At 70.8% G+C, this 14,474-nt stretch carries 18 protein-coding genes; 1 reads left to right on the top strand and 17 read right to left on the bottom strand.

Annotated elements, in window-relative coordinates; genetic code table 11:
* Positions 1-37 precede the first annotated feature (37 nt).
* The 9 genes from ABKW26_RS18015 to pdxT all read right to left on the bottom strand — a co-directional run bounded on the left by ABKW26_RS18015 (position 38) and on the right by pdxT (position 8,036).
* Entirely contained in the window at positions 38-589 is a 552-nt protein-coding gene (locus ABKW26_RS18015; protein WP_348595454.1) for an adenine phosphoribosyltransferase, read from the bottom strand.
* Complete coding sequence (secF, locus tag ABKW26_RS18010; RefSeq protein ID WP_348595453.1) at positions 586-1,683, bottom strand: protein translocase subunit SecF; 1,098 nt, start codon at positions 1,681-1,683, stop codon at positions 586-588. Before secF ends, ABKW26_RS18015 begins: the two co-directional genes overlap by 4 nt.
* Entirely contained in the window at positions 1,683-3,605 is a 1,923-nt protein-coding gene (gene secD, locus ABKW26_RS18005; protein ID WP_348595452.1) for a protein translocase subunit SecD, read from the bottom strand. The genes secF and secD overlap by 1 nt, the downstream gene beginning before the upstream one ends.
* Before the next feature lie 101 nt (positions 3,606-3,706).
* Positions 3,707-4,111, bottom strand: a complete 405-nt coding sequence (gene yajC / locus ABKW26_RS18000) for a preprotein translocase subunit YajC (protein WP_348595450.1) — start codon at positions 4,109-4,111, stop codon at positions 3,707-3,709.
* Between the two features lie 145 nt (positions 4,112-4,256).
* Positions 4,257-5,285, bottom strand: coding sequence for a Holliday junction branch migration DNA helicase RuvB (gene ruvB, locus ABKW26_RS17995; RefSeq protein ID WP_348595479.1), 1,029 nt, complete (start codon positions 5,283-5,285; stop codon positions 4,257-4,259).
* A 58-nt stretch (positions 5,286-5,343) separates the two neighbouring features.
* Positions 5,344-5,973 (bottom strand): Holliday junction branch migration protein RuvA, encoded by a 630-nt coding sequence (ruvA, locus tag ABKW26_RS17990; protein ID WP_348595449.1) that lies wholly within the window; start codon positions 5,971-5,973, stop codon positions 5,344-5,346.
* Between the two features lie 94 nt (positions 5,974-6,067).
* Entirely contained in the window at positions 6,068-6,637 is a 570-nt protein-coding gene (ruvC, locus tag ABKW26_RS17985; RefSeq protein ID WP_348595448.1) for a crossover junction endodeoxyribonuclease RuvC, read from the bottom strand.
* A gap of 37 nt (positions 6,638-6,674) precedes the next feature.
* Positions 6,675-7,430, bottom strand: a complete 756-nt coding sequence (locus ABKW26_RS17980) for a YebC/PmpR family DNA-binding transcriptional regulator (RefSeq protein WP_348595447.1) — start codon at positions 7,428-7,430, stop codon at positions 6,675-6,677.
* Between the two features lie 3 nt (positions 7,431-7,433).
* Complete coding sequence (gene pdxT, locus ABKW26_RS17975) at positions 7,434-8,036, bottom strand: pyridoxal 5'-phosphate synthase glutaminase subunit PdxT (protein ID WP_348595446.1); 603 nt, start codon at positions 8,034-8,036, stop codon at positions 7,434-7,436.
* Between the two features lie 153 nt (positions 8,037-8,189).
* On the opposite strand from pdxT, the gene ABKW26_RS17970 reads away from it, so the two are divergent.
* Positions 8,190-8,855 (top strand): hypothetical protein, encoded by a 666-nt coding sequence (locus tag ABKW26_RS17970; protein ID WP_348595445.1) that lies wholly within the window; start codon positions 8,190-8,192, stop codon positions 8,853-8,855.
* Here ABKW26_RS17970 and ABKW26_RS17965 read toward each other — a convergent pair.
* From ABKW26_RS17965 to ABKW26_RS17930, 8 genes are all read right to left on the bottom strand, one after another.
* Positions 8,845-9,492: an NUDIX domain-containing protein gene (locus ABKW26_RS17965; protein ID WP_348595444.1), complete on the bottom strand. Its 648-nt coding sequence runs from the start codon at positions 9,490-9,492 to the stop codon at positions 8,845-8,847. The genes ABKW26_RS17970 and ABKW26_RS17965 overlap by 11 nt on opposite strands.
* A 7-nt stretch (positions 9,493-9,499) precedes the next feature.
* Positions 9,500-10,378 (bottom strand): pyridoxal 5'-phosphate synthase lyase subunit PdxS, encoded by an 879-nt coding sequence (pdxS, locus tag ABKW26_RS17960; RefSeq protein ID WP_348595478.1) that lies wholly within the window; start codon positions 10,376-10,378, stop codon positions 9,500-9,502.
* Between the two features lie 121 nt (positions 10,379-10,499).
* Positions 10,500-11,219 (bottom strand): hypothetical protein, encoded by a 720-nt coding sequence (locus tag ABKW26_RS17955; RefSeq protein ID WP_348595442.1) that lies wholly within the window; start codon positions 11,217-11,219, stop codon positions 10,500-10,502.
* Positions 11,216-12,421, bottom strand: coding sequence for a glycosyltransferase family 4 protein (locus ABKW26_RS17950; protein ID WP_348595440.1), 1,206 nt, complete (start codon positions 12,419-12,421; stop codon positions 11,216-11,218). The genes ABKW26_RS17955 and ABKW26_RS17950 overlap by 4 nt, the downstream gene beginning before the upstream one ends.
* Positions 12,403-12,567 (bottom strand): hypothetical protein, encoded by a 165-nt coding sequence (locus ABKW26_RS17945; protein ID WP_348595439.1) that lies wholly within the window; start codon positions 12,565-12,567, stop codon positions 12,403-12,405. The genes ABKW26_RS17950 and ABKW26_RS17945 overlap by 19 nt, the downstream gene beginning before the upstream one ends.
* Positions 12,531-13,367 (bottom strand): phosphatidylinositol mannoside acyltransferase, encoded by an 837-nt coding sequence (locus ABKW26_RS17940; RefSeq protein ID WP_348595438.1) that lies wholly within the window; start codon positions 13,365-13,367, stop codon positions 12,531-12,533. The genes ABKW26_RS17945 and ABKW26_RS17940 overlap by 37 nt, the downstream gene beginning before the upstream one ends.
* On the bottom strand, positions 13,364-13,990 hold the full coding sequence (pgsA, locus tag ABKW26_RS17935; RefSeq protein WP_348595437.1) for a phosphatidylinositol phosphate synthase: 627 nt from the start codon (positions 13,988-13,990) through the stop codon (positions 13,364-13,366). The genes ABKW26_RS17940 and pgsA overlap by 4 nt, the downstream gene beginning before the upstream one ends.
* Positions 13,991-13,993: 3 nt before the next feature.
* On the bottom strand, positions 13,994-14,474 hold a 481-nt coding region (locus ABKW26_RS17930; RefSeq protein ID WP_348595436.1), incomplete at its 5' end, for an HIT domain-containing protein.

Below are 14,474 nucleotides of genomic sequence, written 5' to 3'. Positions count from 1 at the left end.
CGGGTCAGGTGCGGGGTGTTGCCCCGACGAGGAGATTCTACGGTGCCGTCGCCAGGATCGAGGACACCGCCCGACCGCTCAGGCGGTCGCGCCCGGCGAGTCCTGTCAGCTCGAGCAGGAACGCGAGCCCGACGACGCGTGCACCGACCGTCTCGACGAGCTCGGCTGCGGCTGCTGCCGTCCCGCCCGTCGCGAGGACGTCGTCGACGAGCAGGACGCCGACCCCTGGGCGCACCGTACCCTCGCGGAGCTCGAGGGAGGCCTGCCCGTACTCGAGGTCGTACGTGACCGCGCGGGTCGGCGGCGGCAGCTTGCCGGCCTTGCGGATCGGGACGAAGCCCGTGCCGAGGCGCGCGGCGAGGGCCGCGCCGAGGATGAATCCTCGCGCCTCCATCCCGGCGACGAGGTCGACCCCCGGCGGCACGGCATGGGCGAGCGCGTCGATGACGGCGCTGAACGCCTGGCCGTCGACGAGCAGCCCGGTGATGTCCTTGAAGACGATGCCGGGCTCGGGGAAGTCGGGGACGTCGCGGATGTGGCTGGCGATGAGCTCGGCGTGCGGTGCTGTCTCCGCGGCGACGAGGCTCATCGTCCGTTCTTGCGCTTGCGTGGCTGTGCCTGGTGACCCTGGTGGGAGCCCGGTCGCAGGTGGCCTGCGTAGGCCAGGGCCGGAGCGGCGCCGTCCCCCGTATCGGTGCCGGCGGCGGCGGCGGACCGCGCCTCGAGCACCTTCGTGGTGTGCTCGACGGTCGCGTCCTCGGTCGCGCGGAGCGTCACCTCGAGAGGCGTCGCGAGGAAGATCGACGAGTACGTACCCACCGCCATTCCGACGAAGAGCGCGAGGGCGATGTCGCGCAGCGTGCCCGCACCGAGGATGAACGCCCCGATGAAGAGGATCGCAGCGACCGGAAGCAGCGCGACGACCGAGGTGTTGATCGAGCGCACGAGCGTCTGGTTGACAGCGAGGTTCGCCTGCTCCGCGTAGGTCGTCCGCGACTGCTCGAGCACGTCGTCGGTGTTCTCGCGCACCTTGTCGAAGACGACCACCGTGTCGTAGATGGAATAGCCGAGGATGGTGAGGAAGCCGATCACCGTGGCTGGCGTCACTTCCCACCCGATCGCCGCGTAGACGCCCGCCGTGATGATGAGGTCGTGGAACAGCGCGAGGATCGCGGCCAACGCCATGCGCCACGCCCGGAAGTACAGGGTCATGACGATCGCGACGAGCACGAGGAAGACGATGAGCCCCGTGATCGCCTTCTGGGAGACGTCCTTGCCCCACGAGGGGCCGATGAAGGAGCTCGTCACCTGGGTCTCGGGGATGTCGTAGGCCTCCGCCAGCGCGACGCGGACCTCACCCACCTCGACGTCCGTGAGCTCGGCCGTCTGCACGCGCAGCCCCGCGTCACCGACCGTCGAGATGCGCGGCACCTCGTTCGGGGCGACCGTGGCGACCGCCTCGGCGGCGATCTCCTGGCTCTGCGTCGAGAGGCCCTCGACCGTGAACTCGGAGCCACCACGGAACTCGATACCGAGGTTGAAGCCGCGCGTGAGGAGCACGATCAGCGCGAGCAGCACCATGACGGCTGACGCGATGTAGAAGTTGCGACGCTTGCCGACGATGTTGTACGACCGCCGTCCGGAGTGGAGGTCGTTGCCCCACCGTGAGAATCCCGCAGCCATCAGAGGTTCCCGCCCTTGTTCTCGTCGGACTCGTGCTCGTCGGACTCGTGCGTCTTCGCACCGTGCTCGTCCGCGACGTGCGGACCGTCCGCGGCTCGGCTGTCGTCAGACGACGTGTCGTCGACGACCGGGTCGCCGGCGGCCTCCTCGTCGGGCTGCCGGTCGCGGGCCTGGGCTGCACGCCGTTCGGCGATGGTCATCTTCCGCTCGCCGGTCGCTGCGGGCGCGCCTGCGCCCACGAGGACCTTCGAGCGCGGGCCGGAGGACAGGCCCGCGGGCTCCGAGGAATCCGTCGCGCCGGCCGGGCGCACCACACGTCCGCGGCCCGCGTAGCGCGGCGAGTCGACGCCGAGCTGGCGCGGGTCGAGGCCGGAGGCGGGGTGCCCCTTGCCGAAGAACCGAGTCCTGGCGAGCACGCGCATGAGCGGGTGGGTGAAGAGGAAGACGACGAGGATGTCGACCAGCGTCGTCAGACCGAGCGTGAACGCGAATCCGCGCACACCGCCGACGGCGAGGAAGTACAGGACGATGGCCGCGAGGAAGTTCACCGCGTCCGAGGCGAGGATCGTCCGGCGGGCGCGCTGCCAGCCGGTCTCGACCGCGGAGTTGAGCGAACGGCCGTCGCGCAGCTCGTCGCGGATGCGTTCGAAGTACACGATGAACGAGTCCGCGGTGATCCCGATGGCGACGATGAGGCCGGCCACACCGGGCAGCGACAACCGGTAGCCCTGGGTCCACGAGAGGAGCGTGATGAGCCCGTAGGTGATGAGACCGGCGATGACGAGCGACGCAACCGTCACGAGGCCGAGCGCCCGGTACTGCACCAGCGAGTAGAGAACGACGAGCACGAGACCGATGAGGCCTGCGATCAAGCCCTTCTGCAGCTGCTCGCTGCCGAGCGTCGCGGAGATCTGCGCCTCGCTCTGCACCTCGAACGTCAGCGGCAGTGCGCCGAAGTTCAGCTGGTTGGCGAGGGTCGTGGCACTCTCTCGTGTGAAGCTGCCGGTGATCTCCGCCTTGCCGTCCGCAATGATCACCTGGACGCCGGGAGCCGAGATGACGAGGTTGTCGAGCACCATGGCGAACATGCCTGGCGACTGGGTGGGCGGGTTCGTCATGATCCACGCCTCGTAGGTGGGCAGGTTGGACAGACGGGTCGTCACCTCGGTGAACTTGTCTGCGCCCTCGGAGTTGAACTGGATGTTCACGGCCCACTCGTTGAGCGTCGCGCCCTGCGAGTTCGTCCGGAGGCCGGAGGTCGCGCTGTCGATGTCGAGACCGGCGAGCTCCATCGGGCCGAGGATGTACTTCATCGTGCCGTCGTCCGCGCACGCCACGATCGGCGCTGTCGCGTCCTTGGCGCCACCACCGCCGGCGAGGCTCGCGGGCGCGGTGCAGTCGAGCGCCCCGAACTCGGCCAGCAGCTCCGGCGTCACCTGGGCGAAGTCGCTCGGGTCCGTCGGGACGACGGGCGCGGCGGCCGGGTCGGTGACGACAGGCTCTTCCGGGGCAGCCACAGCAGCAGGGTCACCGAAGTACAGGACCGGACGGAACTGCATCTGAGCCGACTCCCGGACGAGGTCCAGGGTCTCCTGGCTCGGGGTGCCGGGCAGGGCCACGACGATGTTGCTGCCCGCCTGGCTCGTGATCTCGGCCTCCGCGACCCCTGAGGAGTCGACGCGCTGGCGGATGATCGCGATGGCCTGCTCGACGTCCTCGGCGGTCACCTCCTCGTCGTTGTCGGTGACGGGCTGCAGGATGATCTGCGTGCCGCCCTCGAGGTCGAGCGCCAGCTTCGGTGTCCACTCTGCGTCGGACCAGATGGTCCCGGCGAGGAGGGATCCGAAGATCGCGAGGACGATGATGAGAAGTCCGACGAGCGACCGGCTTCTGCCGGACTTCTTGCGGTTGGTGGTGGCCAACGGAGTCTCTTCCCGTGCGCGCACCGGCGCCGTGGGACGGCCGGCGGTGCGAGTCTGTGACCCGCATACCGTGCCGGGTCGTGCTGTCTGGGTCTGGCTGGCTACTTCGCGGAGTCGTCCGGCTTCGGCTTCTCGGGCTTCTCGATGAGCCCGGAGATGTCGTCGGGGATGGTGAACGCGCGCTTGTTCTCGACGTCGACCGTCCCCGTGCCTGCGGCCGTGGCGGGGTCTGCGACGACCGCTGCGTCGTCCGTGACGACCGGGTCGACCTTCTTGGCGATCGCGGCCCTCAACCAGCGTGACCGCGTGCCCGGGGTGGACTCGAGCGTGACGACGTCATCCTCGACGGACACGACCGTGCCGAAGTACCCGGAACCGGTCATGACCTCCTGGCCCGGCTGGAGGTCGTCGCGGAAGGCGACGGCTGCTTGCTGCTTCTTGCGCGAGCTGCGCGACATGAGGAACATGGCGCCGATGGCGAGCGCACCGAAGAGAAGAATTTCCATGACGTGGGATCACGTCTCCTGTTCTGCAGAGGGAACTACCGGAGTCTAGGCGCAGGTGCACCGAAGTGACTAACGCCTGAGTCGCCCGAAAGGTGCCCTCGGCGGCCAGGTCGGTGGTGCGGTCGCGAGCCCTCGAACGTCCCCGCTAGCTGAAGAGGGTCGAGACCTCCGCCGGGGGTGTGAGGCCGAGGTGGTGCCACGCCGCCGGTGTCGCGACCCGTCCGCGGGACGTCCGGCCGATGAGCCCCTCGCGCACGAGGTACGGCTCCGCGACGGTCTCGACCGTCTCGGGTTCTTCCCCCACGGTCACGGCGAGAGTCGTCAGCCCTACCGGTCCGCCCCCGAAGCGCGTGCACAGCGCGGTGAGCACGGCACGGTCGAGGCGGTCGAGCCCGAGCGCGTCGACCTCGTAGACGTCGAGTGCCGCGTGCGCGGCGTGCAGGTCCAGGGACCCGTCACCGCGGACCTGCGCCCAGTCACGGACCCTCCGGAGCAGCCTGTTGGCGATGCGGGGCGTCCCTCGCGACCGGCCGGCGATCTCGGACGCGGCATCCGGTGCGAGCTCGGTGCCGAGGAGACCGGCGGACCTGACGAGCACCCGTTCGAGCTCCTCCGCGGAGTAGAAGTCGAGGTGCCCCGTGAAGCCGAAGCGGTCGCGCAGCGGGGCGGGAAGCAGGCCGGCCCGCGTCGTCGCACCGACGACCGTGAAGCGTGGCAGGCTGAGCGGGATCGCGCTGGCTCCGGCCCCCTTGCCGACGATGATGTCGACCCGGAAGTCCTCCATCGCGACGTAGAGCAGCTCCTCGGCCGGTCGCGCGAGACGGTGGATCTCGTCGATGAACAGGACCTCGCCCTCGTCGAGGGACGACAGCACGGCGGCGAGGTCCCCTGCGTGCTGGATCGCTGGGCCGGACGTCACGCGGAGCGAGGTCGCGAGCTCGGCCGCGATGATCATCGCGAGAGTCGTCTTGCCCAGCCCGGGTGGCCCGGAGAGGAGCACGTGGTCGGGCGGGGCCCCGCGCCCGACGGCCGCGTCGAGCACGAGCGAGAGCTGGTCACGGACGACGCGCTGACCGACGAACTCGTCGAGCCTGCGCGGTCGGAGTGCGGCCTCGGCTGCCCGCTCGAGCTCGTCAGCGCCGGCCCCGGTCGCCCGTCCGGGTGCGAGGTCGATACCGAGCGCGTCGAGGTCGCCGTAGTCGTCTGTGTCGCCGATGCCGTCGATGTCCCGCTCACCCACGGTGGCCACCGAGCACCTTGAGCGAGCTGCGCAGCACGCTCGGCACGTCGCCGGCGGCCACGTGCTCCGCGCCCAGGTCGGCCAGGACCGTCGTGATCGCGTCCTCGGCGACCTTCGCAGACCATCCGAGGCCGACGAGCGCCTCGGTGACACGCTCGCGCTGGTCCCCCGCCGGTGGGCGCACGACCGATCCCGGTGTGCTGTCGCTGTCGTCGCCCGTGGGGTGCCCGAGCTTGTCCCCCAGCTCGAGGATGAGCCGCTGGGCACCCTTGAGGCCGATTCCCGGCACCCGGGTGAGCGCCTTGACGTCTCCGCCGACCAGAGCACGCCGCAAGGAGTTCGGGGTGAGGACGGCGAGCATGGCGAGAGCGAGCCGCGGTCCCACCCCGCTCACCGTCTGCGCCGCCTCGAAGACGGACCGCTCGTCGTCGTCCGTGAACCCGAACAGCGTCATCGAGTCCTCGCGGACGACGAGCGAGGTCGAGAGGCTCGTGGGCTCCCCGACGCGCAGGGTCGCGAGGGTCCCCGGGGTGGCGTGCAGCAGGTAGCCCACGCCGTTGACCTCGACCACTGCGGAGTCGAGCCGCAGAGCCTGCACGGTCCCGCTGAGGGATGCGATCACTGACGACTCACTTTCGGGGCGGACGGGACCGTCGACCGGTGGTCGGGACGGGCGTCGTGCGAACACGTGTACGAACGATCAACGGTACCAAGCGTCACCGGGTGCCTCGGGTCCGACGCGCCGCCTGCTCGGCCGCCGCCCACGCCTTCTGTGCCGGCGTGAGGGCGAAGCGCTCCGCCTTGTCGAGGAGCGCCGCCGGCCGCCAGAGCTGGCAGATGGCGAGCGCGAGGGCGTCTGCGGCGTCTGCAGGCCGCGGGACCTCGGCGAGGCCGAGGATGTTCGCGACCATCCGTTGGACCTGCTCCTTGCCTGCACGGCCGCTGCCGGTCACGGCGGCCTTGACCTCGCTCGGCGTGTGCATCGCGACCGGCACCCCGCGCCGGGCGGCGGCGACCATCGCGAGACCGGCGACCTGCGCGGTGCCCATGACGGTCGAGACGTTGTGCTGGGCGAACACCCTCTCGACCGCGACGATGTCGGGCACGTGGGAGTCCATCCACCGGTCGAGCTCGTCGGCGACCTGGAGGAGTCGCTGGTCGACCGAGAGGTCGGGGGGCGACGTCGCCACCCCGACGGCGACCAGCTGCGCCCGACGTCCGGGCAGGGAGTCGACGACGCCGATGCCGCAGCGGGTCAGGCCGGGGTCCACCCCGAGCACTCGCACGTCTCACGACCTCCCGGGAGTGATCAGGTCAGCGTCCTCAGTCGTTCTCGAGCTCGGCCATGACGTCGTCCGACGCGTCGAAGTTCGAGTAGACGTTCTGGACGTCGTCCGAGTCCTCGAGGGCGTCGATGAGGCGCAGGACCTTGCGGGCACCCTCGGCGTCGACCTCGACCTGCATGGACGGGTGGAACACCACGTCTGCGGAGTCGTACTCGATCCCCGCGTCCTGGAGCGAGGTGCGCACGGCCACGAGGTCGGTCGCCTCGCACAGCACCTCGAAGGAGTCGCCGAAGTCGTTGACCTCTTCTCCCCCGGCGTCGAGGACGGCCTCCATGACGGAGTCCTCGTCGGTCCCGTCCTTGGGCACCATGACGACGCCCTTGCGGGAGAACAGGTACGACACGGAGCCCGGGTCGGCCATCTGGCCTCCGTTGCGTGAGAACGCGGTGCGCACCTCGGCGGCCGCGCGGTTGCGGTTGTCGGTGAGGCACTCGACGAGGAGGGCGATGCCACCCGAGGCGTAGCCCTCGTAGAGGATCGTCGAGTACTCGGCGCCGCCGGACTCCTGGCCTGAGCCGCGCTTGACGGCACGGTCGATGTTCTCGTTCGGGACGGAGGTCTTCTTCGCCTTCTGGATGGCGTCGAAGAGCGTCGGGTTCCCGGCGACGTCACCACCGCCGGTGCGGGCGGCCACCTCGATGTTCTTGACCAGCTTGGCGAAGAGCTTGCCGCGCTTCGCGTCGACGACGGCCTTCTTGTGCTTGGTGGTGGCCCATTTGGAGTGACCTGACATGCGCTAGTACCCCTTGCGAACGATCGATACGAACAGGTGGTGGATGCGGGCGTCGCCCGTGATCTCGGGATGGAACGACGTCGCCAAGAGTGCGCCCTGACGGACTGCGACAATCCTACCGGCGGCGGGCCCGGTCCGGATCGTCGCGATCGCGCTCGCCTGCGGACCTGCCGACTCGACCCACGGGGCACGGATGAAGGCCGCGTGCACGGGAGGGCCCTCGACCCCCTCGACGTCGAGGTCTGTCTCGAAGGAGTCGACCTGCCGACCGAAGGCGTTGCGCCGGACGACGACGTCCAGCCCGCCGAGCGTCCGCTGGTCCGCCGTGCCGCCGACGACCTCGTCGGCGAGGAGGATCATGCCCGCGCACGACCCGTAGACCGGTAGGCCGCCGGAGATGGCCTTCTGCAAGGGCTCGAAGAGCTCGAAGATGTGGAGGAGCTTGTCGATGGTCGTCGACTCCCCGCCGGGGAGCACCAGGCCGTCCACCGCGTGGAGCTCCTCCACGCGGCGCACGCCCACCGTCCGTGCACCGGCGGACTCGAGCGCCGCGCGGTGCTCGCGGACGTCGCCCTGCAGCGCGAGGACACCGATCAAAGGATTCACGATCGACCATCGTACGCGGCAGGAGGTCCGCCCCTGTGCCGTGCCGGCAGCGCAGCGACGACGTCGCGGCCACCGACCCGCGATCGAGCGTGCCCGGGTCGCTAGTCTGGGACGAGGCACAGGATCAGCCCGTAGCACCAGGTGGAGGTTCCCATGAGTCAGCCCGTCGCCCCCCGACCGTTCGACCCCCGACAGCCGCCGACGCCGACGCGACCTGCGGACACGTCGACCCGCGGACCCGCCATCATGACGACCGTCGGGGTGGTGCTCGTCGTCCTCGCTCTCGTCCTCGTCGTCGTCGGCATCGTCCGGCTCACGGACACCGTCTCGGAAGATGCGCTCGACGTCCACGACGGTCGGTGGGCTGCCGTCGAGGCGCGGGAGGACATCCCCGATCCTGTCGAGCTCGCCGCCGAGGAGGACACCACGTACGCCGTGCTGTTCATCGGGCGCACGGGCGACGAGGTCGAGGTCCGTGACCTCGCCGTCGTGGGTCCCCGGGGCGAGGACGTCGACCTCGATGCGACGCAGGTCGGCTACACCTTCTCGACGTCCCGGACGACGACGCACGTCGCGACCTTCGACACGGACGAGGAAGGGACCTACACCCTGACCGTCGAGGGGCCGTCGGCGTCGGCCTCGGGAGACCTGGCGATCCTCGACGACGACCTCGTCGTCGGGCTCGTGGTCGGAGCAGTCTCCGGACTCGTGCTCCTCGGCGCCGGGATCCTCACGGGGCTCGTCGGGCTCGGCCTGGGGATCGGTGGAGCGGTGTGGTGGTCGATGCGGCGCTCGGCGGCACGCGGCGTCACCCGATAGTCGTCTGCTCGTCCTCGATGCCGAGGTGCTGCGTGGTCCCGTCCCACCCGGGGAGGATGCCCGCCACGATCGTCGCCAGCGACGCGGGGAACACCTCGATCTCGACGGCACGGAGCTCGGCGAGGGTCAGCCAGGCGCACTCGTCGAGGAAGCTCGACTCGAGCACGGTCCAGCCGTCGCGGCTGAGGTCCGCGGCACCGTCGAGGCGCACGGCGTAGAACGTCTCGTGCTGGAGGCAGTGCTCGCGGGCGAAGTCGAAGATCGCCGACCGTGTGAGCACGGGACCCTCGAGGTCGTCGCGAGAGACACGCAGCCCTGTCTCCTCGAAGACCTCCCGGACCGCGGCGTCACGCTCGTCCTCGCCCGGGTCGATTCCACCCCCGACCGTGAACCACCAGTGCCTCGTCGGGTTGTCCGCGTCGTGGCCGCGCAGCAGCAGCACGCGGTCGTGGGCGTCGACGACGATGACCCGCGCAGCCTGTCGGGTGAGCATGCCGTCGGGGCCGGGCTGCCAGCCCGGGTCGAGGTGCTGGACCTCGCCCGTCGCGGCGGGTACCCCGGTCGCCGACAGGTCGGTCGACGACGGAACCCCCGACGCCGCGAGGGCGTCGGGGGTTCCGGACGGACGGACGGTCAAGCCCTGCTCACCAGCCGCGCTCGGCGAGCCGGTGGGGCTCGGGGATCTCGTCGACGTTGATGCCGACCATCGCCTCGCCCAGACCGCGGGACACCTTGGCGATGACGTCGGGGTCGTCGTAGAACGTGGTCGCCTTGACGATCGCCGCTGCCCGCTCGGCGGGGTTGCCGGACTTGAAGATGCCGGAGCCGACGAACACGCCCTCGGCACCGAGCTGCATCATCATCGCGGCGTCGGCCGGGGTCGCGATCCCGCCGGCCGTGAACATCACGACGGGCAGCTTGCCGGTCCGTGCCACCTCGACGACGAGGTCGTACGGCGCCTGGAGCTCCTTCGCGGCGACGAAGAGCTCGTCCTCCGCCATCGAGCTGAGGCGGCGGATCTCGGCGCGGATGGTGCGCATGTGCATCGTCGCGTTGGAGACGTCACCGGTGCCGGCCTCGCCTTTCGAGCGGATCATCGCGGCACCCTCGTTGATGCGCCGCAGCGCCTCTCCGAGGTTCGTCGCACCGCAGACGAACGGTGCGGTGAAGGACCACTTGTCGATGTGGTTCGCGTAGTCCGCCGGGGTGAGCACCTCGGACTCGTCGATGTAGTCGACCCCCAGGGACTGGAGCACCTGTGCCTCGACGAAGTGGCCGATGCGCGCCTTCGCCATGACGGGGATCGAGACCATGTCGATGATGCCGTCGATCATGTCCGGGTCGCTCATCCGCGACACGCCGCCCTGCGCGCGGATGTCGGCGGGAACGCGCTCGAGCGCCATGACCGCGACGGCTCCGGCGTCCTCGGCGATCTTCGCCTGCTCCGGCGTGACCACGTCCATGATGACGCCACCCTTGAGCATCTCCGCCATGCCGCGCTTGACCCTGGCGCTGCCGACGATGTCGTTCGCCCCCGCGGCAGTCGCAGTTCCCTCACGTGACGTGTTCTCGCTTGGCACAGCAAACCTCACTCAGTCTTGCGTCGGATCACGTAGCCCGTTGACCACGCCGTAGGTGCCAATGCTACGCCGCGGGGGTGCCCGTCGAGCCAGCCTGTCCACCCAGCGCACCGGGTCGGCGCAAGGCTGTGGGCCACGCGTCGTCGAGCTCGACCGTGTCCGGCATCGCGGCGTGCCCGGCGAGGCGCACGGCCCGGACGACGACCTTGCTCCGGACGCGCTGCGCCTGCGCGACGGCCTCGTTGTGGAAGCGTCGGGCGAGCTGGACGCGGTACCACGCGGCCGCGAGGGCCTCGAGGAGCGCAGCACCGTCGGGCGACCGGTAGAGCTCGTCGACCTCGGCCGGGTCCTCGAGGACGGTGCGCAGCGTGGCGGAGAGGATGCTCTCCGCCTGGGCGCGGTCGTCACCGAGCCCGGTGCCGAGCGCACGCGACACGCCCCTGCGGGTCGGACCGCGGTGGTCGGCGGTGTCCTGGCGGGTGAGCTCCACGAGGTCGGCGAGGTCGGGGACCGCGACGACGAGCTCGCGCCCGCCACGGTCCTCGGCGACCGACGACTCGTGGGCCGCCTCCGCGACGAGCACCGCGCTGACCGGGTCGAGGGTGCCCGAGGCGGCGAGGTCGGCTGCGGCCGCCGAGCGCCTCACCAGCTGGGAGTCCAGTGCGAGCCGCGACGCCAGGACCTTGCGGTGGAGCCGGTCGAGGCGAGACGCCGACACCCACAGGAGCCAGGCGACGAGAGCGAGCAGCACGATGACGAGGACGGCCGTCTCGGACCACGTCATGAGGAGACCTCCGTCCACTGGCCGCGGCGCGGCCGCAGGGACGACGGGTCCTCGTGGACGCCACCGAGCGCCCTGCTCGCCTCGAGGACCATCTCGTAGACGGTGAGCACCTGGGCGGTGACCGTCGACCAGTCGAACTGCAGCACGCTGCGGCTCGCGAGGGCGACGCGATCGGCTCGGCCAGCGGGGTCGGCGAGAGCCTCGAGGACCACCCGCGCGAGGTCCGCGCTGTCCCCGACCCGGAAGACGAACCCGGCACGTCCGTCGTCGAGGACGCGCTCGAAGGCACCGAGGTCGCTGGCGACGACGCACGCGCCGGCGCTCATCGCCTCGACGAGCACGATGCCGAAGCTCTCGCCGCCCGTCTGCGGTGCGACGTAGAGGTCGACGGAGGAGAGCAGCCGGGCCTTCTCCTCGTCGGTGATGGAGCCGAGGAACTCGACCGCGGAGGCGTGCTCGCCGAGATCCTCGAGCGCGGCGGCGCGGCCCTCGTCTCCGCGCCCGGCGACGAGGAACCTGGCGCCCGGGAAGCGCGCGAGGATCTCGGGGATCGCGGCGGTCAGCACGGGCAGGCCCTTGCGCGGCTCGTCGAGACGACCGAGGAACGCGATGGTGGGCGCCTCCGGTGTCCCGATCCAGTCCGGGTGCGCGACGGCTGAGGAGAACTTCTCGACGTAGACCCCGTTGGGGATCACGACGGCGTCGCCGCCCATGTGCTCGACGAGCGTCCGGCGAGCGTCTTCGGAGACGGCGATGCGAGCCGAGATCTTCTCGAGACTCTGACGGACCAGCGGGTAGGCCATCTGCAGCGCCCGTGAACGGATGAGCGCGGTGTGGAAGGTGCCGACGATCGGCCCCTGGGCGATCCACAGGGCGAGCATCCCGAGGCTCGGCGTGACGGGCTCGTGCAGGTGGAGGATGTCGAACTCGCCCTCCTTGAGCCAGCGTCGCACCTTGGTGGCGGTCCGCGGCCCGAAGGTCATCCGGGCGACCGACCCGTTGTACTTCACCGGGATCGCCTTGCCGGCCGAGGTGATGTAGTCCGGGATCGGCGTGTCGTCGTCGGCCGGCGCGAGGACGGAGACCGTGTGGCCCTGGGCCATGAGCGCCTCGGCGAGATCACGGATGTGGAACTGGACGCCACCTGGGACGTCGAAGGAGTAGGGACAGACGATCCCAACCCTCAGGCTTCGCTGTGCCATGCCGTGTCCGTCCGTTCGTGGGCGTGCGCCAGGCGCACCGGGTCGAGATCCTCGACGAAGACCTTCTGGAGCATGTGCCAGTCCTCCGGGTGCGCCGCGATGCCGGGGCTCACGGCGTCGACCCAGCCCTGGGTGGCTGCGCGCACCCGCTCGGCCTTCGTGCCCTCGGCCGGGACGTCGACCGGTGGGTGGAAGGTGATGACGATCCCCCACGGCGTTCGGGCCGCGCGCCGGTGAGCCGCTCGTAGTGGATGTTCGCCGCGATGAGCGGCGCTCCGCAGGCCACGGCGAGAGCGGCGGGACCCGTGGCGACGCGGACCGGCTCGCCGAAGAGGTCGACCTCGACACCGGTGCGGCTGAGGTCGCGGTCGGCGAGCAGGCAGATGAGCCGTCCGGGGGCAGGGCTCATCGCCTCGCGCATGAGCACCCGGAACACGTCGCGGTCCCCTGCCGTGAGGATCTCCATGCCGAGACCTTCGCGGAAGGCCTTGAACTCCTCGTAGAGGGCCGGCGGCTCGAGTCGTTCGGCCACGGTGAGGACGGGGGCGATGTACCGCGAGGCGTAGACGCCTGCGAGGTCCCAGTTGCCCTGGTGCGTGAGGGCGACGACCGGCGAGACGCCGGCCTCGGTGAAGCGCCTGCAGTTCTCGAGGCCGTCGACGCGGACGCGCGCGGCGAGCTCCTCGTCGGTCGCGTGCGCGAGGACGAACGCTTCGCGGTAGTAGCGCATGTACGACCGCATGCCCCGACGGGCGAGCGACCGGATCTCGCGGTCGGTCGCGTCGGGCCGCACCCGGCGCAGGTTGCGCCGGAGCTGCTCGACCCCACCACCTCGGCTGAGGGACGCCACGTCGGCGCCGAGCGTCACCAGCCCGCGCAGCAGCACCGGTGGGACCGTCCCTGCGTGGCGCCACGCGAGGTGGAACGCGCGGGCGGTGTCGATCACGAGGCGCTCGCTGCGGCGACGGCCTGCCTGTGCACGGTCGCCATCCGCTGGACCACCGTGACGAGGCTCGCGACGGCGAGGAGCGCGAGCGCGCCGACGAGCGCCTCGACGGGAAGGCCGAAACCGACGAGACCAGTCATCACGAGCGAGACGACGAGCCGCTCGCCCCGCTCGGCGATGCCGACGTTCGCGGTCATCCCGAGGCCTTCGGCACGCGCCCGTGCGTAGGACACGAGGTTGCCGAGCACGAGGCAGGCCAGCGCGGCGACGATCCCGTACGTCCGCAGGTCACCGTCGTGCTGGAGGATGAAGTACGCGGTGAGGCCGCAGAAGATCGCGGCGTCCGCGACGCGGTCGAGCGTCGAGTCGAGGAACGCACCCCACGGGCCGGACCGGCCCGCGAGACGGGCCATCGTCCCGTCGAGGGCGTCCAGGAACGCGAAGACGCCGATGATGATGGCACCGGCTGCGAGGTGGTCGGTCGGGAACGCCCACAGCGCGGCGACGAGCACCCCGAGAGCGCCGAGCACGGTGACGGCGTCGGGTGAGACGCCGGCCCGCAGGAGGACTCGGGCGACGGGGGTGAGGAGCGTCGACACGACGCCCCTCAGTCGGCTCAGCACGCGCTATCCCTTCTCGTGCGCCGGTGGCGCACTCAGGTCATGGTTGGTCTCGGGCTCCGTCTCGACCGTGGTGGTGGCCCCGGGCCACTCGTCCGCGAGGAGCTGACGCGTCTGCGACAGCAGCTGCGGGAGCGCCTTGGTGCGGGCGACGACGGGGAGGAAGTTGGCGTCTCCCTCCCACCGGGGCACGACGTGCTGGTGCAGGTGGGCGGCGATGCCGGCTCCGGCGACGGCGCCCTGGTTGATCCCGAGGTTGAAGCCGTGCGGCGAGGACACCGCGCGCACGACCGACATGGCTGTCCGGGTGAGCGCGGCGACCTCGGCGACCTCGGCCTCGGTGAGGTCCGTGTAGTCGGCGACGTGCCGGTACGGGCACACGAGGAGGTGCCCGGAGTTGTACGGGTAGAGGTTGAGCACCACGTAGGCGTGCACCCCGGGGGGGGGGGGGGGGGGGGGGGGGGGGGGGGGGGGGGGGGCGGGGGGG

The organism is Sanguibacter sp. 25GB23B1 (genome assembly GCF_040012415.1).
Classification (GTDB): Bacteria; Actinomycetota; Actinomycetes; order Actinomycetales; family Cellulomonadaceae; genus Sanguibacter.
Note: the sequence above shows the minus strand (reverse complement) of the source record. Positions and strands in the feature narration are given on the sequence as shown.